Below are 24,403 nucleotides of genomic sequence, written 5' to 3'. Positions count from 1 at the left end.
CTTTCAAATTCTCCAGCCTGGCGGCTACTTCTTCGCGCGATGCACTCCGGGCAGGCGCGAGGCTATGACCTTGTCGATGCGGCGGCCGTCCAGGTCGACCACCTCGAAACGCCATCCCTGGGCGTCGACGCATTCGCCGGTCGCCGGCAGGCGGTGAAGATGCGACAGGATGTAGCCGGCGACAGTTTCGTAGTCGCGGTTCTCCGGCAGATCGATGCCGAGCTGATCGGCCATCTCGTCGGCCTGCATGTAGCCGGCCAGCAGCCATGAGCCGTCCTCGCGTTTCACCGACGGCGGCTCGTCCTGCTCGTCGAGGTCGGACCGGAAAACACCGGTGATCGCCTCGAGAATGTCGGCGGGCGTGACGATGCCTTCGAAATGGCCGTATTCATCATGAACCAGCGCCACGGGGACCTCGGATTCGCGCAAGATGGTCAGCACGTCGAGAGCGTCGGCCTGGTCGTGCGCAATCGGCGCGGTACGGATATGCTTACGGGGCTCGAACGGTTTTCCTTCAAGCATCGCCGCAAGCAGGTCGCGGGTCTGGACGACGCCGATCATGTTGTCGACCACGCCTTCACCGGCCGGAAGGCGGGAATGCTGTGTCTCCATCAGCATTTTTTTCGCGGCAGCCTCGTCCCATTCGAGGTTCAGCCAGTCGATCTCGGTGCGCGGGGTCATGACGGCGCGCACCGCGCGGTCGCCGAGCCGCATGACGCCGGCGATCATGCGGCGCTCGTCGGATTCGATCGTGCCGTGATGCTCGGCCTCTGCGACGAGCATCTTGATCTCCTCGTCGGTAACCTTCTCCTCGCTCTCGCCCGACTGGCCGAGCAGCCAGAGAACGGCGCGGCCGGAAAAATCGAGCAGGAAGACCAGCGGCATAGAGACCTTGGACAGGATGGTCATGGCCGGCGCGACCATGACCGCGATCCCTTCCGGATCCTTTAGCGCGATCTGCTTGGGCACGAGCTCGCCGACGATCAAGGAACCATAGGTGATGGCCGCGACGACCGCGCCGACGCCGAGAGGGGTGGCGACTCCCGGCGACATGCCCCACGCGATCAGCATATCGGTAAGCCTTTCGCCGAGCGTGGCCCCCGAGAAAGCACCCGACAACACGCCGACCAGCGTGATGCCGATCTGGACGGTCGACAGGAAGCGGCCGGGGTTGGCGCCGAGCGCCAAGGCGCGGCCCGCGCCCTTCACCTCACGGTCGATCATTGCCTTGAGTCGGGCGGGACGGGCCGAAACGATCGCCAGTTCCGACATGGCCAGGAGGCCGTTCACGCAGACAAGAACGGCGACAATCGCAATTTCCAGATAAACCATCAGGGCTCAATAGCATCCCAACGGCACTGCACAAAATAGCCTTTGGCGGATTTAGGCAATGGAGTGTGGCCGGCGTTTGAGAGTTCAATCCTCGGTTCCGAGTACCCCAACCATGACCTTGCCGTCGGTGAAGTAGGGATCGCCGCCGCCATTGCGTCCCGAATCCGTCGCGCCCGAGCCCGGAATCTCATAGGTCGAGCGAAGCCAGCCGGCCTCGCTCAAATCACGGATGACCAGATCGCGTTCGGCGTCGAGATCCGGACCGATGTGGTGGGTGATCTGCCCGGTATCGTGACTGAAGCCGACGCCTCGGTCGAAGCTTGCCGACCCGAGCCAGAGCGGGCCGTCCCCGCCGGGAGCCAGTGGGTCGCTGTGCCATAGACGGACATGATTGCGCTGGTCGGCGCTTCCGCCGACGGGCTTCTCGAAAGCCAAATCCTGCCGCCTGCCGTCATACACCAGGGTGCTGACCGGCGCGTCCGGATCGGGCAGCCTGAGCGCAACGCTGATGCCGATTTCGATGCTTGTCTTCAGGGTGATGGCGTCGGCAGGCTTCCAGCCGGCGGCCGAGAAAGCCTTCAGCACCTCCTCCTTTACGCCGACGAGCCCGATGTTGATCGGATCGCCGGGGATGCCGTCCGTCGTCGTGGTACGCATGTCGAGACGATCGAGACCGCCGTCGTGGAACCACCAGAATTCCGGCGCGGCGACATAGGCTACCGCGAGATAGGCGAGCAGAGCCGCCAGGCTCACCGTCGCGGCCCGGCGGGACCGTCGCGGGTGGTGCTTCGTCGGATCCGGTGGCGTTGCCGTCATCCGGTTAGTCTAACGAGCGGGCTGCCCGGTGCCAAGCGAAAGCCGGTCAGGGCCCAAGTGCCTGCGTCAGCGGCAGGCGACGTGGTTGCTGCGGCGCTGCTTGATGTCGAAGTGGAAGTGGTTGCGGTGGTCGTAATTGTAGCCTGGGCCGAGCACCGTGTTGAAATACTGGCAGCCGTCGGCGCGCACATTGTTCAGGAAACCGCGCTGGCGGAAGGCGAAGAGGCCTGGCTTCTTCACGTCGATGTCCTTGCCGTTGTTGAGTTCGATGCGCATGATGTCGAGGGCGTTGCCCTTGCCGTGCTCGGAGAGCACGCCGCGGCTGTCGGCGATCTTGCGGCAGGAATAGCTGGAGCCTTGGTGGATGGTCCGCACGCCGGTGAAGTAGCGGCGTCGGGCCGACGGCACGAGTTCGTTCTTCGTCCACTGCGCGAAGGTGAGCGCCATGGCGCAGGAGAGCGTCGCGGCGGGCTTCATGCCGACGCTGCCGATGGCCGCGACCTTGACCGGATGGTCGATGCCGCATTGGCCTTCGCGGATCGGTGCGAGATCGGAGAATTCCACCTTGAGCCGTTTAAGCTCGCGCCGACAATCGACCTCTTCCGGCGGCAAATAGTCGGTCTGGCCGTCCATCTGGGGCGACGCCATTGGCGGGTCTATGCGCGGATAGCCGACAAGATAGGGGTCGGAAGGAACGAGAGTTTGCAAGCCGGCGGTCGGCGGGGCGATGGCCGCCATCTCGACGCGGGGAGGGGCCGGTGAAGCCATGCGAGGTACGGCGGCGGTCGAGGAGCCGACGTCGACGGCAGGCTCGAGCGACAGCACGCTTCCGGTGGTGCAGGCGGCAACTGAAGCTGCGAGCAGGATGAGCCCACCAACGAATACAAGGCGCAAGGATGCCGTTTTCGCGCAGACTTGCAGGCGGTCGCGGCCTTCAGTCGCCATCGGGTTTGCTCCGAACTCAATACATATGAGAGCCCCGAAACGGCGTGCCTGTCGGGATCATGCTCTGGAGAAGACCAAGCTTAGGCAACAAGTGTAAAGGAAAACTCAGCGGTGCCGTTTACCGGTGCGGCCGAATTGCGGCGGGGCGCGGGCGTGACACGCACTATTGGCAGAAGGTGCCGCCGTTGCGCCGCGGTGCAAGGTCGAAATGCATGTGCTCGGCATGATCGGGGTCGCTGCCAGGGCCGAGGACGGTCTTGAATGGGCCGCAGGCCGCCCTGCGCAGATCACCGAGGAAGGCCGCGGCCTTCTCGTCGGGCTCTATCCGAACTGCGATCGTAGTGCCGCCGGTGAGCGTGAAGGAGGCAATGTCGAGCGCATTGCCGAAGGCATGCTCCGACAGCTTCCGCGTGCCGTTGCGCGGGCGGCAGACATAGGCGGAGGCGTGGGTGATCGATTTCAGCTTCTCGCCGTACTTCTGCTCCGCGGCCGGCGACACGACATCCCGGGCGAAGCGTGCGGCGGCCTCGGCCATGGCGCAGTTCATCTCGGCCACCGGGAGCAGGCCGATTCCGGTCCCGAGCGACTTCAACGTCACCGGGTAGGGCATGGAGCAGCCGGCGGCATCGCTCGCCGCGGCTCGGTCCTCGAATTCCGCGCCTAGTTCCTTGAGGCGCTGGCGGCAGGCAATCTCTTCGGCCGGCAACTGGCCCGACGGGTCTGGGCGGTCGGCCATGCGGGGGTCGGTGAGCATCGGTTCGGGAAGAGCGTCGGTGGGTTCCGCCTCCTTGGCTGGCACCGTCTCATCCGGCTTTTCGGTGCCCGTCCGCGGGTTCGGTTCAGGGATGGGGACGGTTTCCGGTGGCGTCTGGTTCTGTGGGGATGCTTCGAATGCAGGCGGCGGCATGGGCGGTCCCTGGACGGGGCCAGCCGGGTTTTGCTGGGGCTGCTTGTCTTCCGACGTCGCGCGTGGGTTCGGTTCAGGAATGGGCACGGAATCGACGTTTTCGGGCAGCGTTGCGCCCGCATCGTCTGGAACGTCGTCTGAAGGAAGCGCCGGCTTGGGTTGCGGCAACGGTGGGCCCTGTACAGGGCCCGCGGGCTTCGTCACCGGCGCGGCGGCTTGCGGACTGTCGTTGGGCAGCGGAACGACGTCGGACGATTGCGGCAGCTCTTCATCGTCGGCTGACGGCTCGTTTTCGGGCTTTGCCGCAGGCACCGGTGCTGTCAGAGGTGTGACAATTCTTGCCGCGGGACGAGGCTTGCGGCGTTTCGACACTTTTTGTTGCGGCGGAGCGAACAGCTTCTCCAGCCAGCTTTTTGCCGCGAACGAGTCTGTCGGGGGGAAAAGAAAGATTCCGAAGATCGTCATGGCTAAAGCCAGTCGGGGGATCGATAGCTTGCCCATGGCAGTCAACGCCCGCCTCACGCGCGGGTTGCATGCCGGTTGCGATCGGCCCGCTCGCAAATCATTGCGCGGCCGACACGCCGATCGCCTCCAGGCCCTCATCGAGCCAGTCGCCCAGCATGGGCATGCCGAGCAGATATCGCGCGGTGCTCCTGTAGTTGCGCTGTCTCGCCTCATTCACGGCATCGGCGAATTCCGCGGGCTCGTAGTCGCCGCGGCCGATCCAGGTGAGGGCGATCAACTCGGCCTTTTCGTCGACGTTCAACTCGTGGATGATTTGGCGCAGTTCCCCTTCCGTCTGGTCCCCGGTCTCTTCCTCGGCGAGCCCGTCGTGATGATGGTTGTCGCGGGCGCCTTCGCCGAACTCGACCTCATGCTCGGCGCCATCGTCATAATCCTCGTTGACGGCCGCGCTGATCGTACGTGCCTTCTCGATGATAAGGCGAACCGTATCCGGCGCGATCGTCAGGTCCCAGACCTGTTCGACAGGTTTTTGCACGCGGCACTCCCGTGTTTCCGGGATAATAAGCAAATTGCAGTACCGGATGTAAGCGCTGTTCTCAGATGCGGACCAGCCCAGCGGCCCACAGCCAGGCAACGGTTGCCGCCAGACTCGCAATGGTCATCGGAACGCCCGACCTTGCGAAATCGACGAAACCAAGCCTGACGCCGGAGGCTGCGGCCCGCTCGGCCACGATGATGTTGCATAGCGATCCCGTGAGCAGCAGGTTTCCGGCTAAGGTGGACAGGAGGGCGAGCGCGGTCAGCACGCCATCCGACAGGTCGGGCAAGAGTTTGATGAGCAGGATGACCGCCGGCACGTTGCCGATCGTATTGGAGGCGGCGAGCGTCAGCGGCGTCAATACGGAGAGGCGGTCGGGGAGAAGCCCTTGCGCCGCCAGCCAGGCCAGCCCGTCCTGCGACAGACCGGTCTTGGCGAAGGCGGCGGTGACGCCGAAGAGGCAAGCAAACAGCAGGAGAAGGTGCCAGTCGACGGCGCCGATCATAGCGCGCGACGACATCCGGCGCGACATCAGCAGCATACCGGCGACGGCGAGCGCGGAAAGCTCGCGCGGCAGCGGAGTCAGGAAGAGCCCTACAAGGGCGGCCACCGCAAGAAGACCCTTCGCCATCTGGAAACGGTCGATTTGCGCGGTGACGGCGTCAACGGGCATCGTTTCGTGGCTCGGAACAAGCCGCCAGGTGGCCGCCACGGCGACGAAGGTGATGGCGAGGCAGGCGAGCGTCGGCGGTAGCGCGAAGAGGAAATAGGTCCAGAAGTCGAGCCCACCGGCCTGGCCGATCAGGATGTTCTGCGGATTGCCGATGAGCGTGGCGGCGGAACCGGCATTGGCCGCCCCGGCAAGTCCGATCAGATACGGCCGCGGGTCGAGCTTTTGCGACAGCAGCCCGGTGGCGATCAGCGGCGTCAGGGCGAAAACCACGACATCATTGGTGAAGACGGCCGAAAGGGCGCCGGTGACCGCTATCAAGACGGCAAGCAGAACCTTGGGGCTGCGGGCCGCGTGGATAATGCGGTTCGCGGCCCAGCCGTAAAAGCCCGAGTGCTCGAACTGGGCCGACAGGATCATCAATGAAAAGAGCAGAGCGATCGTCGGCATGTCTACCGCCGCGCCTGCATCATCCAGCGTCAGGTCGCCCGAAGCGAGAAGGATGATCAGCCCCAGGAGCGCGACGCCGGTCCGGTCGATGGCGAGGCCGGGGACGCGACCCAGCGCCATGCCCAGGTAAGTCAGGACGAAGACGATAACTGCGAGCGTGGTCATGCGGTGTGCGCCGAATCCCCAAGGGGACCCTGAGATAGCGGAAACAGGCGTCCGACGCGCGGGGGCTGCAACAATTTTTCCTGATGCGGCAGTTGACGCCGGCAGTGTAAGTGGGCCTATCCGCGATAGGATCGGCGCGGATTGAGGAGGAAACGATGTCGCTGAAGGGCAAGACGCTGTTCATTTCCGGCGGGTCGCGCGGGATCGGGCTGGCTATTGCGCTGCGCGCCGCGCGCGACGGCGCCAATGTCACGATCGCGGCAAAGACCGCCGAGCCGCATCCCAAGCTGCCGGGCACGATCTACACGGCCGCCGAAGAAATCGAGAAGGCCGGCGGCAAGGCGCTGCCGGCGCTCTGCGACATACGCGAGGAGGCGCAGGTCGCCGAGGCAGTCGCCAAGACGGTGGAGAAATTCGGCGGCATCGACATCTGCGTCAACAATGCCAGCGCCATCAGCCTGACAGGCACGCTTCAGACCGACATGAAGCGCTACGACCTGATGCACCAGATCAACACGCGCGGCACGTTCCTAGTATCGAAGCTGTGCATCCCGCACCTGAAGCAGGCGGCGAACCCTCACATCCTGAACCTCGCGCCGCCGCTCGACATGAAAGCGAAATGGTTCAGGAACCACGTCGCCTACACGATGGCGAAGTTCGGCATGTCGATGTGCACGCTCGGCATGAGCGCCGAGTTCGCCAAGGACGGGATCGCGGTGAATTCCCTATGGCCGCTGACGGCCATCGACACGGCGGCGGTGCGCAATCTGCTCGGCGGCGAAAGCGTGGCGGCGATGAGCCGGGTGCCGGAGATACTGGCCGACGCGGCGCATGCGATCTTCCTGCGCACGGCGCGCGAGACATCAGGCAATTTTTTCATCGACGAGGAGGTGCTGCGCGAAGAGGGCATCACCGACTTTTCTGTCTACGCGCCGAACGCGAAGGGTCCGCTGGCCGGCGATTTCTTCGTGCCGGATGAAGTGTTTGCGCGCAGCGAGACGAAGGTGGCGAGGACCTTCGGCTGAATTTCGTCACCCGAACATCAGGTCCCGCACAAGATCAGGCACGGCCTGGACAGCCTTGAGAGCGGATTTCAGCTCAGCCTGACGAGACCGTGGCAGCGCGGCGGTCGCAACCTTGTTGGAGACGGCAATGCCGGTTTCGACGTCATGGCCCTGCTGCTCCAGCATCAGCGCGACGAACAGGTGGTGGGCCGCCAAGAGACCGGCGATTTCCGAAGGGTTGCCGAGGCCGCGCTCCACCAGGCCTTCAAAGCGCCCTTTGGTCGACCGGCGTCGGATATCGTGGCGGATCGCCAGCACGCGCGCCGCCGTGACCACCGGGAACAGTCCGTGCAGCTTGAGGTCGATGCGCCCGCCGTCGGTCCGAATGCCGCCCAGCAAGGTGAACGGGCTCGGCCGGTCGAAGAGCTGCTCGCCCAGCAGCTTGGCGAAGGGTGGTCTGCCAGCGGCAGCGGCGAAGGCGCGGTCGAAGAGATCCGCCCCCAGCGATAGCTCGCCATGGACCGGCCGCTGATCGAAAAAGATGTCGACGTTGAGCAGATCCTCACCGCGTGCGCGCTCGACCCAGTGGCCGATGCGGTCGCTCCAGCTGGCAACGGAACCGCGCCATGCCGGATTCCTCGCCATGACCCCACCCGTGCAATACGGGATGCCGGCGGCATGGAGCGTATCCGACACGCGCGTGCCAAGCTCTGCGAACCAGCGATCCTCCGGCCCGTCAGGCTCGCCGCGCTCGAAGACGATGGCGTTGTCCTGGTCGGGGGCGAGGAGACTCTCCCCTCGACCGCCGGAGCCCAGAACCATGAGCGCGTAGCCGCAGGGTGGCCCACCGCGCCCCGCTTCGTTCATGGCGATCTCGGCCAGTTCGGCGGCGCGCCGGGTCATGACGCGGATTTCTTCACTAGCGACGCCGGCGATGAGACGAGCATCGATGTCCTCCGCCGCCAGCGCGCGCGCCACCGCCGGCAGCGTTGCCCATGCCTGCGCCAACGCCCGGGCGTTCCCGGCGAAGCCTATGGCATCGTCGAGACCGAGGGCCACACCCGCCCGCAGGCGCAACAGGTCTCGCGCCGAGATAACCCCCGCCAGTCGCTCGCGCTCGTCGCGCACGGCTAGGTGGCGTATTTTTAGGCGGTCCATGCGCGCGATGGCGCGATAGACAAACGCTCCGCCGGCTATGGTGGCGAGCGGGCGCGATGCGAATTCCCTAACCGGTCTGGAAAGCGCTTCCGCGCCTCCGGCGGCGATGAGCCGCATCATGTCGCGTTCGGTGACGATGCCGTAGTCGGCTGCCGGCCCGCCCGGCTCGCCGTTGCGCGAAACGAAAACCGAACTGATGCGGCGGGCGACCATTAGATCGATCGCCTCCTTTGCCGTGGTTTCCTCGGCAACGGCCACGACAGGCCGGTTCATCAACTCGTGTACCCGATGGGCGTAGGCATAAGGATCGACGGCGCCGACGGCCGACAGTTCCGGGGGCGAGATCGCATCGGACCAGCCGGCGCGATGGGCGCTTTCGAGCTTGTTCGACAGGTCAAGGCACGCGAGTTCAGCCTGCGCCAGCGTTTCGATGCCGCGTCCCGCCAAATGGGGCACCAGCGCAGTGAATATTTCGGCTGTGGCTATCGCATCGCCGGGAGCGGTATGGCGGTTGTGGACGGCGACGCCGAGCCATCCGGCGAGTGCATCGAGCGACTCCTCGGGTAAGCGTGGGTTGACGACAAGCCCGAGCAGCCGCACGCACAGCGTGCGCGGCTTCCGCCATGGTACGCCCGCCCGCGCGGCTTCCCGTTCCAGCACAGCAAGGTCGAAGCCGATCGAGTGGCCGACCACAACTCGGCCGGCGCAGAACAGTTCGAACTGCCGGTAGGCATCGAGGAAATGCGGCGCGTCTCGCACCGCATCGTCCGTTATGCCGTGGATGGCCGTCGAGGAGGGCGGAATCCGTCCGCCAGGGTGGACGAGTGTCTGAAAGGCCTCTTCGGTGTGCACGACGCCCAGCGTGATGGCCACTCCGGCGAGTTGGACGATGCGCGCGACGGAGGTGTCGAGGCCGGTGGTTTCGGTGTCCACCGCCACGGCCTCCAGCGCCTTGAGCGGCATCGCACCGCCTATGGCCCGTATCCGAGTCCCTTTCTTCACGATGCCTACTTTGGCACCGACCGAGGGTTTCGTCATCGGGAGAAAGTAGAAGCCCGGCCGGGGAGGAGGATGCTGTGATTCAGTTGTTTGCCATCGAATCGCGAGCGATATGGGGATCGCCTAGCGCCCCTGCCATGACAGGCCGGAGAGTTCGAGCCCAAGCGCATGCGGGCGTGCCATTGCTGCCACAATCTTTGGCGAGTAGAGTGGCGCCGAGGTTGGGGGCATCCTTGGCGGCGTTTCGGACGCAACGGCAGTCGGGACAGGCGGATCCCGCCGAGCAGGAAGCTGCGCCGGCGACGGTTTCCACCAACGCGCTAAAGATCTTTCTTTCGTACTCCCGCGCCGACATGGCGGCGGCCGACGCGCTCGTCGAAGCGCTTGAGCGCCAGGGCTTTGCCGTCACCATCGACCGGCGCGATCTGCCCTATGGCGAGGAGTGGCAGAAGGAACTGGCCGGTTTCATCGCCGCCAGCGACACGGTCGTTTGGCTGGTGTCGCCAGATTCGGTGAAATCGAAATGGTGCAACTGGGAGCTCGGCGAAGTCACCCGGCTGTCGAAGCGCCTGGTGCCGGTGGTGGTGCGTGCCACCCCGCCCGCTTCGCTGCCTGAAGCTCTGGGAAAGATCCATCTGCTGCCGGCGCAGGGCGCCTATGAGGCCGCGACGCACGAGGCCGATCTCGTCAAGGCGCTGAACACCGATCGGGAGTGGTTGAAGAAGTCGACGAGCCTCGGCGAGGACGCCCGCGAATGGGCCGCCAAGGGGCGCGACCACGCGCTCTTGCTGCGCGGACGGGCGCTGTCGGAGGCCGAGGCATGGTCCGTGCGGGCGCCGCGCGGCGCGCCTGCCCCCGCCTCGGAGATTCTCGAACTGATCCTGGCCAGCAGGGCAGCGCAGCGCAGCGGCCAGCGGCGCGTCGTTGCAGGCTCGGTTGCGGCGGCGCTGGTGGCCGTGGCGCTGGCGGCCGCCGCTATCTGGTTCGGCATCAGCGCCAACGAGCAGGCGGCCGAGGCGCAACGACAGCGCCAGGCGGCGCAGACCAACGAGGAACGGGCGCTGACGCAGGAAGCCGAGGCGAAGCGGCAGCGCACGGTGGCCCAAGCAAATGAGACGCGGGCCAAGCAGGAGCGCAACGCGGCGCTGGCAAGCGAGGTCAGCCGGGTGGCGAGCGTCGCCAAGCCCTACCTGTCGTCGGGCCGTCCCGACATCGCGATGGGCTTCGGCCTCGACGTTGCGCCACGCGACCGCGAGGACGAGGCGCCGCTGTCCGACGAACTCGAACTCGTGCTGAGGCGAGCCCATGAGCAGATGCCGGCAGCGCGCGAGCGCAAGGTGCTCGACAATGCCTTCCGGGTCGCGGTCAGCCCGGATGGCCGCCTGATCGCCGTTGGCACGGCCGGCGACGCCGAAAGCGAAAGCCAGGGCATGCTGCACGTCTTCGACGCCGGCACGCTGGCCGAACGCTTCCGGGTCAAGGTGATGGACGATGTGGTCTCGGGGCTCGACTTCAGCGCCGACGGCAAGTCGATCGCGGCCGCCGGCGGCAAGACGCCGGCCGTCTGGGACGCCGAGTCGGGCAGGCAGCGCTTCCCTCTGACCTTGCCCGACAAGCGGGCGGCCTACACGAAGTGGGTCGAATACGCGCCGGACGGCAGCTACATCGCGCTCAGCACGAACGCTAACATGGTGCTTCTCTACGACGCGGCGACCGGCGCGCTGCTGCACGTTCTGGAAGGGGATACGTTCGAGGAGATCGCAGCGCGCATGCCGCTTACCGAGGGGGGCGCCGATCCGATCGTCGAGGCGGTCGCGGCAGCGAGTTTCCAGATCTCGGGCGCAGCCTCTGAATTCGTGATAACGCCGGATTCCGGCACCATAGCAATAACCGGACCGCAGGCCAGGGACGGTTCGGTCAAGCTGTTTGATGCGCGCACCGGCGCGCTGCGCCAGAGGCTTACCGGCGGGGCTTCAAACCGCTTGGGCGCCGCCATGCCGTTGACGAAGACGATCGCCATCTCCGAAGACGGCAGCAGGGTCGTCGCCGCTCCGACCCAGCTCACGATCAAGGCCTGGTCGGTCGCTGAAGGCGCGCTGACCAGCGAGACAATGTCGCGCGACATCAACACGATCGCGCTGACGGCGGACGGCCGGGTCGCGATCAGCGGGCACAATGACGGCTCGCTGACGCTGCGCTGTCTTGAAGGCATGACGGAGTCGGTGACGCTTCCCGCTCATACCGGCGGCGTCCAGGGCATCGTGCTCGACACGGAGCGGGCGCGCATGGCGACGCTCTCCGAAGACGGCACCGCCAAGCTGTGGCGTCTGCCCGCCAGCGACAAGGTCTGTCTTCCCGTGAATACGGCAGAGACGCTCGACGTCGTCGGGCAGATGAAGCCGCTTTCGGTGTTCGCCGGACATGGCAGCACCGTACAGTATGGCGCGTTCGCCCCGGATGGCCTTGCCTTTTACACGACCGCTCAAGACGGGCGCTTGCGCGCGTGGCGCCTTCCCGCGCCGACCTACACCGTTCCCGACTGGGTTCCAGAAAGCAATCGCGGTGTTGGGGTGCTTGAGCGCGAGATCGTCGTCAGCGCGGACGGCAAGACGCTTTTCGTTTCCGACGGCCAGGTCGATGCCATCACTGCGGTCGACATGGGGAGCGGCGCGGCAACGCGATTGGAAGATATCGAGGCGGTGGCGCCGGAAGGACCCGAAAGCAAGGCGCGCCTGTTCAGGACGCCGACCGAATTCTTCTCCTTTGGCGAGAAACGCGGTCGTGCCGAGGGGTCCAGCTACTACTGGTCCGATCCGATCAGCCGCGACGGCACACGGGTTCTCTTGACCGGGGACTACACCGATCGAGCCGACAAGCCGATGACCCTCATCGATACCGCGACCGGAAAGCAGGTGGCGGCGCTTGCGATCGACGGTCGCCAGGCGTCGTATCTGGGGCAGTTCTTTTCCCGCGACAGCCGTCTCGTCTTCGCGGGCTTCGAGGCGCAGGAGCCAGGAGGAGAGGAAGGCCTGGCGGTATGGGACGCCGTCACCGGCGCTCTCCGCGCCTTCCTGCCGGCGATCGAAGGCTATTCGAGCAGCTCGAATGCCTACGCCTCGCGCGACGGTCGCATTGTCGTGTTCGACGCAGGATCAAGGGTCGTGACGGTGAAGGTGGGCGACGCCGGAGCCGAAGTGGTGCACGTACCCGGTTTCGGGACGATCGGCGCCGTGCGGGCCGTCAGCGACGATGGCAGCCAGCTTGTCGAGGCGAGGGCCGACGGCACCGTCGTCCTGTTTCCCGTCGAAGGGCAAGGCGCGCGGACGCTCCGCCTCGACTTCGTCGACCCCGTCCATGCCGAGATCTCGCCGGATGGCGAGATCGTCGCCGTCGTGGATGTCGGAGGCGTCGTCACCATCGCCTCGGTTGCGGATGGCAAGGTCCTGCATAGCCGTCCGCTGCAGGACGACTTCCTGGCCATGCGTTTCCTGCCGGACGGGCGCATCGTCATCGTCGACCAGGCCGGCGGAATCACCATCCTGCCCCGCCTGCCGGGAGCCGACATCCTACCCGACGGACCGGCCTTCGTCGAATGGCTGCGCGCCAAGCGGCACGGCATCGTGTCGTCGGTGGACCGCAGCCGGTTCGGGCTGACCGGCACAGGACGGCGCGAGCGCCCGGACCTCGCGGCGATCAAGCCGTTCATCATTCCGCCGCGCCGCGAGAATCCGGCGCCGACGCCCGACGCCGGGCAATGCGACGCGCTCGCCGCCAATCCCTACGACCGCGACAGGCGCACCGCCGGCATCATGTTCGAGACTCTCGACGCGCCATCCGCGCTGCCCGTCTGCGAGAAGGCTCTGACGGGTGCGCCCGACGACCCGCAGACCATCTACCAGGTGGCGCGCATGCACGACCGGCTTGGCCATCTGCGCAAGGCTTATGAGGGCTACCGCGTTGCCGCCGACAAGGGCTACGCCATCGCCATGCGCGGCATCGCCCGGCTGATCGAGGTCGATAAGAAGGGTGAGCTGCCGCCGGTCGGCACGGTGGCGGAATGGATGGACAAGGCGGCTGCCGCCGGCGACCCGTGGTCGCTCTGGACCGGGGCGACGGAGATGGCGCGCATTGCGCCGGCGGGGCAAGCCTCGGCCGAGGCGCTTGCCATGCTGGCCTCCGCCGGCAGCCCGAACCGGGCGCAGGCGGCAATCGTCTTGTCCTGGCGGCTGGCGCAACTCGGCGACAAGCCGGGTGCGGCCGAGCGCTCTCGCTTCTACGCGCTGCTCGGCCTCGATCTCTACGACAATCATGCGGACCCGGAGCCGTTCAACGACCCGCATACGCTTGACTGGGTGCTTTCCTTCGTGCGCGACATGGGCGAGACCATGCCGCCGGCTGAACTCGTCGCGCTCTACCGGCAGGCGCGGGACTGGCGTGCGCCGGCACCGCACTAGATCTGCGGCCTGCCGTCAGGTGTCCGCCTCGTTGCTGGTCTTCTGCCCTCCAACCCGTCAGCCTTTCTATGTAGGCGAGCAGCAGCGCCGATACGACGAATGCCATATGCATGATGGTCAGCCACATAAAACCCTGCCGGGTAGGGGGATCGTGCCGGGCTTCAATCCCGCTTGCGGCGATGCGCGAAGACGGGACTGGACAGGGAAGCCCTGACCTGAATCGGGTGTCGATCCCCCGCGATTCGATGGTTTGCCATCGAATCGCGGGAGATAAGGCGTCAGTTGGCGCTCGCTACCGGGGACACCAGCGCCGTCACGCGGCGGATGGCCACACGGCGGTTTTCCCGCTCGCGCTCCTCGGTCTTCACCTTCAGATATTGCTCGCCATAGCCTTGGGTGGCGAGGTTTTCCGGGGGAATGCCGAATACGTTGGTCAATGCTTCGGCGACCGCTTCCGCGCGCTTGTCCGACAACGCCAGATTGGCGAGATCGGAGCCGACGGCATCGGTGTGACCCTCAAGCAGGAAGGTCTCGGCCGGGTTCTTTGCCAGAAGCTTCGCCATCGCATCGGCGACGCCCTCTAGCTTTGGAACCTCGCTTTCCGGGATTGACGCCGAGCCGAACTCGAAGGTCAGCGTATCGAGATCGATGCGGCGCACCTTGTCGCGGATGCGGGCTGACCGCTTTACGTCGTTCAACGAGTAGGTGCGTTCGACCCTTTCCACCGGCGGTTGTTCGAGGAACTCGTAGTAGCTGTCTTCGTCCTCAACGAATTCAGCTTCGAGGATGTATTCCTCGCGCGGAATGCTGAGGCGCATGGGTGGCAGATCGAGGCCGGGGTCGCGCCATTCCCTCGCGTCGTCGTAGTACCGGTCCTCGACATAGACGAGGATGACCTCGCGGTTGTCGGGCTCGATGCGCGAGCGGCGGATCACGTCGCCGTAGCGATCCCTGATGGTGACGATACGGACGCCGTTGGGTCTGGTAATGACTTCCCGGACGCGTCCGCGGGGCAACTCCTCGTAATAGACTTCGTCGCGGTCCCTGATCATCCGTTCGTAGTCCGGGCTCTCGATGTAAGTCTGGTTGTTGATCTCGATGATCACCCGGTTGTCGTTGAACTCCTCGACGACCTGAACGTCATCGCGACGCTCGCGACGTTCGCGGCGATTGCGCTGGCGCTCCTCTCGCGTCGTTCCGACTTCCAACCGCTCACCTTGCTCGGTCGTGACCGACTGGATCTGGTCGGGGGCGATCGGCGCGACTTGGGAAGCTGCGTCGCTTTCTGGCGGCGGACCCTGATCGACCGGAGCGGGGGCCGGCCGGGCGGCCTGTTCGCCGGGCTGCGCCGCGCCGGCAGGTGGCGCTTCCTTCTGGCTGTCAAGGATCGGCGCTGCGTTGGGATCTAGCGCCGGCGCATTCGGGTCGACCGGAGCCTCGCCCGACTGGGCAGGCTGCTCGCCAGTGGCCGGAGCTTCCGGTGCCGGCTGGACAGGCTCAGTCGCAGGAGCTTCGGGGGCCGGTTGCTGAGTGGCCGGCTGTTCGGCGGGAGCCTCGCGCGGTGCCGGCTCTGCGGCAGGCGCTTCCGGGGCTGGCTGTTCAGCCGCTGGTTTTTCGGGGGCCGGTGCCACGGGCTGCTCGGCAGGGGCGGGTGCGGCTTCCGGCTGAGGCGAAGGTTCTGCTTCCGACGCCGGTTTTTCGGGCGCCGGAGCTTCGTCGGCGGGAGCCGGCGCAGCCTCGGGCTCGGGTGCGGGTTCAGGAGCAGCCTCCGGCTCCGGTGCTGGCTCGGGAGCGGCCTCGGGCTCGGGTGCAGGTTCGGGGGCGGCTTCCGGTTCCGGTGCGGGACGAGGCTCTTCGGCCTGAGGCGCCGGTTGTTCCGATTGCAGGCGCTGGGCGCAGGCCTCGGCGCTTTCCCCTTCCGCGCACTCGGCCTGAGCCAAAGTCAGCGGCGCATTCTTGACACGTTGCGAAAAGTCGAGTGCCTCGCCGCTCTGCAGCGGGTACGCGCCCAACGGCGCGGATGCCATAAGCAGGCCCAAAGCGGTGCCTGCCAGAATCCGTGGTTGGCGTTTCATCGTAGTATCTCCTGAAAATCTCTGGATGTCCCTATCCCAGCCGAAACCTCCGATACCGGTTTTGGTTCCGCCGGGAGGGGCCTTCGCATCCGGATCGGGCGACAGCCGGACGGCTTCGTGGCAATATCGTGTTCGCGATAAGGCGGCTCATTGCTTGACCTTCGGCCTACAAGGCATCACATGCGCCCCATGACTCGGCAGTTCTGGAAAGAGAAGACGCTCGAAGAGATGAGCGCCGGCGAGTGGGAATCGCTCTGCGATGGCTGCGGGAAATGCTGCTTGTCCAAGCTTGAGGACGAGGACACCGGCGAGATCTATTTCACCAGTGTCGGCTGCCAGTTGTTCAACGCGAAGACGTGCCGCTGCAAAGACTACGAGAACCGGCAGGCGCAGGTTTCGGACTGCGTCCGTCTGACGCCGGAGAACGTGCGTACGATCAAATGGCTGCCGAGCACATGCGCCTACCGCTTGGTTGCGGAAGGTCGCGATCTCTATTTCTGGCATCCGCTGATTTCGGGCGACAAGAACAGCGTGCACAAGGCCGGCGCTTCGGTCCGCGGCCGCGTCACCGCCTCGGAGACGGAGATGCAGGATGCCGAGGATTATTTCGATCATATGTTGGAAGGCGAGCCGTAGGCCCGCCTGAAATTTCCGTTCAAAATCAGGTTCCCGACACATGAACCGTTAATGAACGGCCGGTTCCCGCGCCGTTCAGCCTAGCTCGTGCAATCTCCCGTCATCGCTTAGGCGAGAAGACAAGGAGAAGAACAATGATCAACAAGCTCAAGACCGCCGCCCTTTCCGCCTTGATCGGACTCGGCACCATAACGGCGATGCCGGCCGCAGCCCAGGCCGAAGGCGTCTACCTCAACTATGGAACCGGCCATCACAGCGGCGTCGGCATCGGCGTTCAGATCGGCGACTATGATCGCCACGACTATCGCGAATATCGTCGCGACCGCCGCTACTTCCGTGGTTGCTCGCCGGAGCGCGCGCTGAACAAAGCGGAACGTTACGGAGTGCGCCGCGCGCGTGTGATTGACGTCAACCGCCGCACCATTGAGGTTGCCGGGCGCAAACATGGCGAGCGCGTTCGCATCACCTTCGCCCGCGCGCCGAATTGCCCGATCGTGCGCTGGTAGATCAGCGCCAACAGTAGCAAGAGCCGCCGTCGCTGACAGGCCGGTTCGAAAAAAGCCCCGGGGGCTCGGCCTCCGGGGCTTTTGTTTCCGCCGATGAGTTCCGGCTATTTCAGCTCGAAGGTCATGTTGACCTGGACGCGGTAGGAATTTTCTCCGGCCTGTATCGGTACGGCAGCCAGCGCCCTGTCAAATGCCTTGGCCTCGATCGGCATCGGCTGCGCGCCGAAAGACTGGTCCGATATCTCCAGGACGCGCCCGAGCGTCACGCCCGCGGCTTCGGCCAGCGTCTTCGCCTTGGCGGTCGCCTCGGCGACGGCGTCTTTGCGCGCCTCTGTTATGGTGGCCGACGGATCGTCGTTGGCGAAGACGATGTTGCCGCCCTGGTTGACGCCAAGCGCCACGGCCTTGTCGAGGATCTCGCCGGTCTTGACGAGATCTCGCACGCGCACCGACAGGGTGTTCGTCACCTGGTAGGCAATAAGTTCCGCCTCCTGCGTGCCGTCCGGCTTGTTGGTGTAGTTGTAGCGTGGCATGATTTGAAGACCCGCGGTCTGCAAATCGCGGTCGGCGATGCCGAACAGCTTGATCGCCTCGATCACTTCCGCCATCGCGGCGTTGTTGGCGTCGAGCGCCTCGCGCGCGGTCTTAGCCTCGCGCATCACGCTGAGGGAAAGAAGCGCCATGTCGGGCGCTATGGCTGCTTCGCCCTCGCCCGTCACAACGATGCGTGGCTGGACCGGCGTTTCGGCAGCGGACGCGGCCACGGGCAGGGCAATCGCCGCCGCGAGCCCGAGCGCGATCATTCGTCTGTTCATGAAGTTCCCTCGTAGCGTTACTGACCAAGCGGGACGTATGCCGCGATTATGGATGCATTGCGGCGATGCTGCAAAAGACGTTCAGGGAGTCTGGCCGACGGCCCGGAGATTCTCTAAAGAAGAAGGGTTTCGACCGGAATAGCACCTGTTCATGTGGGGAGACGGGAATCGTGTGGTCAGTCGGACGTCGCAGCTTCTTTGTCGCAGGCCTGTTTCAGCTCGCCGCCCAGGGCGCAACCGCCCAGACGCCCGCGGCGCCGATCGTCGAAACAGCGGCTGTCAAGCTCGCCTCGGTCACCACGCACGCCGAATTCGTCGGCTCCGTCGTCGCAGCCCAGCAGGTGGCGCTCGCCGCCCGTGTCGAAGGTTTTCTGGATGAAGTGAATTTCACCGAGGGCAGCTTCGTGCAGGCGGACAGCGTTGCCTTCGTGATCGAAAAGGATACCTATCAGGCTGCTGTCGATGGCGCGCAGGCGCAGCTAGAGTCGGCGATTGCGGCCGAGGCAAGCGCCGAAGCCAATCTGAAGCTGCAGGACCTGACATTGGTTCGGCAGCAGGAACTCCTCAAGACCAACGCCGTGTCGCAATCGGTGGTCGACCAGGCGCAGGCGACACGAGACGGCGCGCAAGCGCAGGTCGACCAGGCCAAGGCCCAGATCTCGCTCGCGCAGTCGCAACTGAAGACCGCGCAGCTCAACCTGTCCTACACCGATGTCAAATCACCGATCGCAGGCCGCATCGGCAAGGCAAACATTACGGAAGGCAATCTCGTCTCGCCGCAGAGCGGGCCGCTTGCCACCGTGGTGCAGACCGACCCGATCCGCGTCGTGTTCTCGATCTCGGACCGTGAGTATCTCGACGTGGTCAAGGTGCTGAAGCCTGACAATTCCAGCCTGGCTGCTGATGCCGCCGCATATCAGCCGAAGCTGGAGCTCCCCGACGGGACCGAGTACGACCAGCCTGGCAAGATCGCCTTCCTCGACAATGCAATCGATCCATCGACCGGAACCATCGCCGTCTACGCCGAGTTCGCCAACCCGCAACTGAAGCTCGTGCCCGGTCAGTTCGTCGAGGTGAGTGTTCAGGCCGGCGAGAGCGTCGAGCTTCCGGTGGTGCCGGCGTCCGCCATCCTGCAGGATCAGGAAGGAGCCTATGTGTTTGGCCTCGACGACCAAAACCGCGCGCAGATACGTCGCGTGACGCTCGGCCAGCGCGTCGGCACCGATTGGGCGATCACGGCAGGCCTGGCGAACGGCGAGATCGTCATCGTGTCGGGCATCCAGAAAGTCCGACCGGGGATCGTCGTGACGCCGCAGGCTGCGGTGAACTGAGCGATGTTCGCCGATATCTTCATCCACCGTCCTCGACTGGCGATGGTGATCGCCATCATCATCACGCTTGCCGGCACGATCGCGCTGCTCAACATTCCGGTCGCGCAATACCCCGACATCACCCCGCCAACCGTCCAGGTCAGCGCAAGCTATCCGGGCGCTGACGCCCAGACGCTGGCCGATACGGTCGCAGCACCCATCGAGCAGCAGGTGAACGGCGTCGAAGGCATGATCTACATGTCCTCGACCACCAGTTCGAGTGGCCTCTATACGCTGACGGTGACGTTTGCGGTGGGTACCGACCCCGACATCGCGCAGGTCAACGTGCAGAACCGCGTGGCGCTCGCCACCCCACAGCTGCCGGACGCGGTGACACGGCTCGGCGTCAATGTGCGCGCGCAGCAGCCTAACTTCCTGATGATTGCGAACATCTTCTCGCCGAAGGGGACGCATGATGGGCTGTTTCTGTCGAACTACGCTCAGATCAACGTGGTGAATCCGATCTCGCGCGTGTCCGGCGTCGGCTCGGCCACGCTTATGGGCGGTCTAAGCTATTCGATGCGAATCTGGCTCGATCCACAGCGCATGGCGGCGCTCGGCATCACCGCCGACGACGTTACCAACGCAGTCCAGCAGCAGAACGTGCAGGCGGGCGCCGGCCTGATCGGCGCACCGCCCATCCCGAACGACCAGGTGCTGCAGTATTCGATCACTGCGTTGGGGCGGCTCGACAGTGTCGACCAGTTCGCCGACATCATCCTGCGCACCGGCTCGACCGGCGGCATCGTGCGCGTCCGCGACATCGGACGCGTTGAACTTGGTGCGCAGACCTATTCTTCCGAGGCCCAGCTCAACGGCAAGCCGGCGGCGACGATGGCAATATACCAGTCGCCAGGGTCGAATGCGCTTGGCGTGGCGGGAGCGGTGAAGGCGCAGCTCGAAATCCTGAAGGACCGCTTTCCCGACGACGTCTCCTATGAGGTGATCTACGACTCGACGGACTTCGTGCGCGCCACGGTGCACGAGATCGTCTACACGCTTATTCTGACCGGCATAATCGTGCTCGTGGTGGTGTTCATCTTCCTGCAGGACTGGCGCGCGACGCTCATTCCGGCGCTGACGATCCCGGTGTCGCTGATCGGCGTTTTCGCGGTGCTGCTTGCCTTCGGCTTCTCGGCCAACACGGTGACGCTGTTCGCGCTGATCCTGGCGATCGGTCTCGTGGTGGACGACGCGATTGTCGTGGTCGAGAACGTCCAGCGCGTCATGGAGGAAGAGCCCGGCATCCATCCGGCCGAAGCCGCGCACAAAGCGATGGCGCAGGTGACGGGCCCGATCGTCTCGACCACGCTGGTCCTGTTCGCGGTGTTCGTGCCCGTGGCGTTCTTGCCCGGCATCACCGGCCAGCTTTACCGGCAGTTCGCCATCACCATTACCGCTTCGGTCGCGATCTCCGCGCTCAACGCGCTGACGCTGAGCCCCGCGCTTTGCGCGGTGCTTCTCAGGCCGCCGCGCGAGGGCAGGGGTCCGTTCCGCTATTTCAACCGGGGTCTCGACAAGACGCGTAACGGCTATTCGAGCGTCAACAGGTTCCTCGCTCGCCGCTCTTTCGTCGCCGGTCTGATCGTGCTGGCATTTGCCGGCGTCGCCTATTGGCAGTTCACGCGCACGCCGACGGCCTTCATCCCGACCGAGGACCAGGGCGTTCTCTTCGTCAACGTGCAACTGCCGGACGCAGCCGCCCTGCCGAGGACGCAGCAAGTGCTCTCCAAGGTCGAGGAGATCGCGCGCGGGACCGACGGCGTGGCCAACGTCGTCACCGTGTCCGGCTACAGCCTGCTTACCGGCGCCGTGCAGCCCAACAGCGGCCTTGGCCTGATCGTCATGAAGCCCTGGGACGAGCGCACCACGCCGCAAACAGGTCTGCGGGGTATCTATGCCAAACTGAATCAGGACTTCGCGGCGCTCGGCGCCGCCAACATCATCGTCTTCCCGCCGCCGGCGATCCCCGGCGTCGGCAATGCCGAGGGCTTCGACTTCAGGCTGGAGGCTCTTGGTGGCCAGTCACCGGTCGAACTCGCGCAAGTGATGCGCTCCTTCATCGTGGCGGCGAATTCCGATCCGGCGATCGGCACGGCATATTCGACCTTCTCCGCCGAAGTGCCCGGCCTCTTTCTCGACATCGACCGCGTGAGCGCCCAGCGTCTCAACGTGTCGGTCTCGACGATCTTCAGCACCCTGCAGACGCAGCTCGGCTCGTCTTACGTCAACAACTTCACGATCCTCGGCCAGGTCTACCAAGTCAACGTGCAGGCGGATCAGCAATATCGCCGGACGCCTGACGACATATTGAAGGTCTATGTGCGCAGCACGACAGGCGCCATGGTGCCGCTGAGGGCGGTTGCGACCGTCCGGACCGACTTGCAGCCGACGCTGCTTGCCCGCTACAACCAGTTCACCGCCGCGACGATCAATGGCACGCCATCTGCCGGCGGATCGTCCGGTCAGGCCATGGCTGCCCTGACGAAGCTGGCGCAGACATCATTGCCGCAAGGCTACGCCTTCGAATGGTCGGGCCTCTCCTACCAGGAGGCGCTGGCGAGCAGCTCGACCATTGTGGTCTTCGCGCTGGCGATCGTCTTCGGTTATCTTTTCCTCGTCGCTCAATATGAGAGCTGGACGATCCCCTTCGCGGTGATGACGTCGGTGATCGTGGCGGTGCTCGGCGCGATCCTCGGCATCCAGTTGGTGAAGCTCGGACTGAACATCTACGCCCAGATCGGCCTTGTGCTGCTGATCGGCCTCGCGGCGAAAAACGCCATTCTGATCGTGGAGTTCGCAAAGGAGAGCTACGAGGCCGGAAAGAGCCTGCAAGAGGCCGCCGTCGAAGGCGGCCACATGCGTTTCCGCGCCGTGCTCATGACGGCCATCGCCTTCATCCTGGGCTCCGTGCCACTTGTGCTCAGCACGGGTGCCGGAGCGGCGAGCCGCGTGTCCATCGGCGCGACGGTTGTGGGCGGCATGCTGGCGGCGACGGTGATCGGCATTCTGCTGATCCCTGCGCTGTTCGTCCTGTTTGAGAAGATGGGAGACCTCTTCGGCAAGCCGAGGCGCAAGATGGAAGCCGCCGCTCCAGCGGAGCATCCTTCGGCGTAACCGGCCGAATACGATCATTCTGAGTTAGACATGCGAATTGCGCGCCGAGAAATATTTGCCGGCATAGACCGGCCGAAATTCGACGTTATTTCAGCTTGAAGTGCTGGTTCAGGTCAGCGATCGCCTCGGGCGCGAGATGCCGAATCTTCATGCCGCGCAGGATGATGGCGAGCTTGGCCGCCTCTTCGAGTTCCTCGATGGCGAAGACGGCCGCGTCAAGCGATGCGCCGGCGACGACAGGTCCGTGGTTCTCGAGGAGCACGGCCGGGTGATCCGCGGCCAGCACATCGATCATCGGCTTGACCTCGGCCGAGCCCGGCCGGGTGTAGGGCACGACCGGTACCTGGCCGACGCGCATGACCACATAGGGCGTGATCGGCGGGATGGCATCTTTCGGATCGACGTCGGGCAGGCAGGAGAGCGCCGTCGCGTAGGTGGAGTGCAGGTGGACGACCGCGCGCGAGCCGGGGCGCTGATCGTAGAAGCCGAAATGCAACGGCAGTTCTTTGGTCGGCGCATCGCCCGAAACATGCTTTCCCGCGAGGTCGAGCTTGGACAGCCGGTCGGCATCCAGGAAACCCAGGCACGAATTGGTCGGCGTGAACAGGAAGCCGTCGTCCAGCCTCACCGACATGTTGCCGGACGAGCCGGCGGTCAGGCCGCGCTCGAACAGCGACTTGCCCCATTTCACGAGGTTGTTGCGGATGTCCTGTTCGCTCATGCCGTACCGATCCGTTCCACCGCCTTCTCAAAAAAATCGTCGGCGCCGAAATTGCCGCTCTTCAGCGCCAGACCCAGCGGGCCGTTGCGTTCGGCGACCAGAACCGGCACGCCGGGGTCGATCTCCTCGCCGATGCTCATGTTCGTGATCCCGAGCGCCTCGACGACCGCGCCGGAGGTCTCGCCGCCGCCGACCACGACGCGGCGCACGCCGCTATCCACCAGCCGGCGCACGAGGCCGGCGAAGAAATGTTCGACCTTGGCGGCGATCTCCTCGCGGCCGAAACTCTGCTGCGCGCCCGCGACGGAAACGGGATCGGCGGTCGAATACACGATCGGCGCCGCGCCGTCCTGCGCGGCGACCCATGCCGCCGCCTTGTCCACGCTCATCGAGCCATCCATGAGCTTCGCTGGATCGAGCGCCAGCCCCGGATGCGCCTTCAGATATGCCGCGACCTGCCGCTGCGAGGCAGTCGAGCAGGAGCCGCAGAGCACCACGGCCGGGCCTTTGGCGGCGGCCTTCGCATTGGATTTGCCCACAAGCTTGCCGGCGCGGCGGAAATTTTGCGGCAGGCCGAGCGCGATGCCCGAGCCACCGGTCACCAGCCTGTGGCCAGTGATTGCCACGCCGAGGGTCATCAGGTCGCTGTCGGCGACCGCGTCGGTTACGACGAGGCGCACGCCCTTCTTGCGCTCGGCCTCGAAGGCCTCGGTCAGGGCCGCAGGTCCGGCGCGAACGGTATCCAGGGTGATCAACCCGACCTCGCCTCTGGTCTGCAGGCGCAGCCAGCGGCGGATGTTCGGGTCGGTCATCGGGGTCAGCGGATGTTTCTCCATGCCTGATTCCGACAGCAGTTTTTCGCCGACGAAGAGGTGGCCCATGAACAGCCGCCGGCCGGTCGCCGGAAAGACCGGACAGATGACGGCGAGATCCGCGCCGAGCCGGTCGAGCAGGGCTTCCGCCACGGGTCCGATATTGCCCTGCGGCGTCGAATCGAAGGTCGAGCAATATTTGAACAGGAACTGCTCGCAACCCTGCGCCTTTAGCCAGTCGGCGGCCTCCAGCGACTGCGTGACCGCGTCTTCAGGTGCGATGGAACGGGTCTTCAGCGCGACCACTCCCGCCTCGCAGCCGGCGGCAGCTTCGGTCGCTGGAACGCCGACGAACTGCGTCGTCGCCATGCCGCCCTTAGCGAGCGTGTTGGCGAGGTCGCTGGCGCCGGTGAAATCGTCGGCTATCGCACCAAGAAGCATACGGTCG

General features: G+C 65.3%; 17 protein-coding genes. 6 read left to right on the top strand and 11 right to left on the bottom strand.

The annotated features are described in order from the left end of the window. Positions 1-24 precede the first annotated feature (24 nt). The 6 genes from ABLE71_RS19820 to ABLE71_RS19795 form a co-directional block, all read right to left on the bottom strand. Positions 25-1,332 (bottom strand): hemolysin family protein, encoded by a 1,308-nt coding sequence (locus ABLE71_RS19820; protein ID WP_348785209.1) that lies wholly within the window; start codon positions 1,330-1,332, stop codon positions 25-27. Between the two features lie 84 nt (positions 1,333-1,416). Continuing rightward, positions 1,417-2,148, bottom strand: coding sequence for an LssY C-terminal domain-containing protein (locus ABLE71_RS19815; protein WP_348785208.1), 732 nt, complete (start codon positions 2,146-2,148; stop codon positions 1,417-1,419). Positions 2,149-2,214: 66 nt separating this feature from the next. Next, on the bottom strand, positions 2,215-3,093 hold the full coding sequence (locus tag ABLE71_RS19810; protein WP_348785207.1) for an extensin family protein: 879 nt from the start codon (positions 3,091-3,093) through the stop codon (positions 2,215-2,217). 163 nt (positions 3,094-3,256) lie between these two features. Further along, the gene (locus ABLE71_RS19805) at positions 3,257-4,501 is read right to left on the bottom strand and encodes an extensin family protein (RefSeq protein WP_348785206.1); all 1,245 of its coding nucleotides are present in this window, start codon (positions 4,499-4,501) and stop codon (positions 3,257-3,259) included. A 61-nt stretch (positions 4,502-4,562) separates the two neighbouring features. Next, positions 4,563-5,000 carry a DUF3775 domain-containing protein gene (locus tag ABLE71_RS19800; RefSeq protein ID WP_348785205.1) on the bottom strand — a complete coding sequence of 146 codons (438 nt, stop codon included), beginning with the start codon at positions 4,998-5,000 and terminating at the stop codon, positions 4,563-4,565. A gap of 61 nt (positions 5,001-5,061) precedes the next feature. Then, positions 5,062-6,288: an SLC13 family permease gene (locus ABLE71_RS19795; RefSeq protein ID WP_348785204.1), complete on the bottom strand. Its 1,227-nt coding sequence runs from the start codon at positions 6,286-6,288 to the stop codon at positions 5,062-5,064. 155 nt (positions 6,289-6,443) lie between these two features. Here ABLE71_RS19795 and ABLE71_RS19790 point away from each other — a divergent pair, with 155 nt between their 5' ends. Further along, positions 6,444-7,313 carry an NAD(P)-dependent oxidoreductase gene (locus ABLE71_RS19790; protein WP_348785203.1) on the top strand — a complete coding sequence of 290 codons (870 nt, stop codon included), beginning with the start codon at positions 6,444-6,446 and terminating at the stop codon, positions 7,311-7,313. Between the two features lie 6 nt (positions 7,314-7,319). On the opposite strand, the gene ABLE71_RS19785 is transcribed toward ABLE71_RS19790, so the two are convergent. Continuing rightward, positions 7,320-9,413, bottom strand: coding sequence for a DUF294 nucleotidyltransferase-like domain-containing protein (locus ABLE71_RS19785; RefSeq protein ID WP_348785202.1), 2,094 nt, complete (start codon positions 9,411-9,413; stop codon positions 7,320-7,322). Positions 9,414-9,682: 269 nt separating this feature from the next. On the opposite strand from ABLE71_RS19785, the gene ABLE71_RS19780 reads away from it, so the two are divergent. Continuing rightward, positions 9,683-13,903: a TIR domain-containing protein gene (locus ABLE71_RS19780; RefSeq protein ID WP_348785201.1), complete on the top strand. Its 4,221-nt coding sequence runs from the start codon at positions 9,683-9,685 to the stop codon at positions 13,901-13,903. Positions 13,904-14,181: 278 nt separating this feature from the next. On the opposite strand, the gene ABLE71_RS19775 is transcribed toward ABLE71_RS19780, so the two are convergent. After that, entirely contained in the window at positions 14,182-15,978 is a 1,797-nt protein-coding gene (locus ABLE71_RS19775) for an OmpA family protein (protein ID WP_348785200.1), read from the bottom strand. A gap of 189 nt (positions 15,979-16,167) precedes the next feature. Between ABLE71_RS19775 and ABLE71_RS19770 the strand changes: the two genes are divergently transcribed. Together ABLE71_RS19770 and ABLE71_RS19765 are read left to right on the top strand one after the other, a co-directional pair. Beyond that, on the top strand, positions 16,168-16,614 hold the full coding sequence (locus ABLE71_RS19770) for a YcgN family cysteine cluster protein (RefSeq protein ID WP_348785580.1): 447 nt from the start codon (positions 16,168-16,170) through the stop codon (positions 16,612-16,614). 134 nt (positions 16,615-16,748) lie between these two features. Further along, the gene (locus tag ABLE71_RS19765) at positions 16,749-17,120 is read left to right on the top strand and encodes a hypothetical protein (protein ID WP_348785199.1); all 372 of its coding nucleotides are present in this window, start codon (positions 16,749-16,751) and stop codon (positions 17,118-17,120) included. Between the two features lie 104 nt (positions 17,121-17,224). Here the strand turns inward: ABLE71_RS19765 and ABLE71_RS19760 are convergent, their stop codons facing one another. Beyond that, entirely contained in the window at positions 17,225-17,935 is a 711-nt protein-coding gene (locus ABLE71_RS19760; protein ID WP_348785198.1) for an SIMPL domain-containing protein, read from the bottom strand. A gap of 170 nt (positions 17,936-18,105) precedes the next feature. On the opposite strand from ABLE71_RS19760, the gene ABLE71_RS19755 reads away from it, so the two are divergent. Both ABLE71_RS19755 and ABLE71_RS19750 read left to right on the top strand, forming a co-directional pair. Further along, positions 18,106-19,266, top strand: coding sequence for an efflux RND transporter periplasmic adaptor subunit (locus ABLE71_RS19755; RefSeq protein WP_348785197.1), 1,161 nt, complete (start codon positions 18,106-18,108; stop codon positions 19,264-19,266). Between the two features lie 3 nt (positions 19,267-19,269). Continuing rightward, entirely contained in the window at positions 19,270-22,422 is a 3,153-nt protein-coding gene (locus ABLE71_RS19750; protein WP_348785196.1) for a multidrug efflux RND transporter permease subunit, read from the top strand. Positions 22,423-22,507: 85 nt separating this feature from the next. On the opposite strand, the gene ABLE71_RS19745 is transcribed toward ABLE71_RS19750, so the two are convergent. Next, complete coding sequence (locus ABLE71_RS19745; protein WP_348785195.1) at positions 22,508-23,143, bottom strand: aldolase; 636 nt, start codon at positions 23,141-23,143, stop codon at positions 22,508-22,510. Next, positions 23,140-24,396 carry a 3-oxo-tetronate kinase gene (otnK, locus tag ABLE71_RS19740; RefSeq protein WP_348785194.1) on the bottom strand — a complete coding sequence of 419 codons (1,257 nt, stop codon included), beginning with the start codon at positions 24,394-24,396 and terminating at the stop codon, positions 23,140-23,142. Before otnK ends, ABLE71_RS19745 begins: the two co-directional genes overlap by 4 nt. Positions 24,397-24,403 lie beyond the last annotated feature (7 nt).

This window comes from Mesorhizobium sp. KR9-304 (assembly GCF_040049215.1).
Classification (GTDB): Bacteria; Pseudomonadota; Alphaproteobacteria; order Rhizobiales; family Rhizobiaceae; genus Mesorhizobium_K.
The sequence above is the reverse complement of the archived record's forward strand: the minus strand, read 5'-3'. Positions and strand labels throughout refer to the sequence as shown.

What these genes read in the sequence shown, in the direction of transcription:
- ABLE71_RS19770 (WP_348785580.1), top strand. Translation starts at nt 16,168, where the DNA reads ATGACTCGGCAGTTCTGGAAAGAGAAGACGCTCGAAGAGATGAGCGCC.
- ABLE71_RS19745 (WP_348785195.1), bottom strand. Translation starts at nt 23,143, where the DNA reads ATGAGCGAACAGGACATCCGCAACAACCTCGTGAAATGGGGCAAGTCG.
- ABLE71_RS19775 (WP_348785200.1), bottom strand. Translation starts at nt 15,978, where the DNA reads ATGAAACGCCAACCACGGATTCTGGCAGGCACCGCTTTGGGCCTGCTT.
- ABLE71_RS19750 (WP_348785196.1), top strand. Translation starts at nt 19,270, where the DNA reads ATGTTCGCCGATATCTTCATCCACCGTCCTCGACTGGCGATGGTGATC.
- ABLE71_RS19765 (WP_348785199.1), top strand. Translation starts at nt 16,749, where the DNA reads ATGATCAACAAGCTCAAGACCGCCGCCCTTTCCGCCTTGATCGGACTC.
- ABLE71_RS19785 (WP_348785202.1), bottom strand. Translation starts at nt 9,413, where the DNA reads ATGCCGCTCAAGGCGCTGGAGGCCGTGGCGGTGGACACCGAAACCACC.
- ABLE71_RS19805 (WP_348785206.1), bottom strand. Translation starts at nt 4,501, where the DNA reads ATGGGCAAGCTATCGATCCCCCGACTGGCTTTAGCCATGACGATCTTC.
- ABLE71_RS19820 (WP_348785209.1), bottom strand. Translation starts at nt 1,332, where the DNA reads ATGGTTTATCTGGAAATTGCGATTGTCGCCGTTCTTGTCTGCGTGAAC.
- ABLE71_RS19815 (WP_348785208.1), bottom strand. Translation starts at nt 2,148, where the DNA reads ATGACGGCAACGCCACCGGATCCGACGAAGCACCACCCGCGACGGTCC.
- ABLE71_RS19795 (WP_348785204.1), bottom strand. Translation starts at nt 6,288, where the DNA reads ATGACCACGCTCGCAGTTATCGTCTTCGTCCTGACTTACCTGGGCATG.
- ABLE71_RS19760 (WP_348785198.1), bottom strand. Translation starts at nt 17,935, where the DNA reads ATGAACAGACGAATGATCGCGCTCGGGCTCGCGGCGGCGATTGCCCTG.
- ABLE71_RS19790 (WP_348785203.1), top strand. Translation starts at nt 6,444, where the DNA reads ATGTCGCTGAAGGGCAAGACGCTGTTCATTTCCGGCGGGTCGCGCGGG.
- ABLE71_RS19810 (WP_348785207.1), bottom strand. Translation starts at nt 3,093, where the DNA reads ATGGCGACTGAAGGCCGCGACCGCCTGCAAGTCTGCGCGAAAACGGCA.
- otnK (WP_348785194.1), bottom strand. Translation starts at nt 24,396, where the DNA reads ATGCTTCTTGGTGCGATAGCCGACGATTTCACCGGCGCCAGCGACCTC.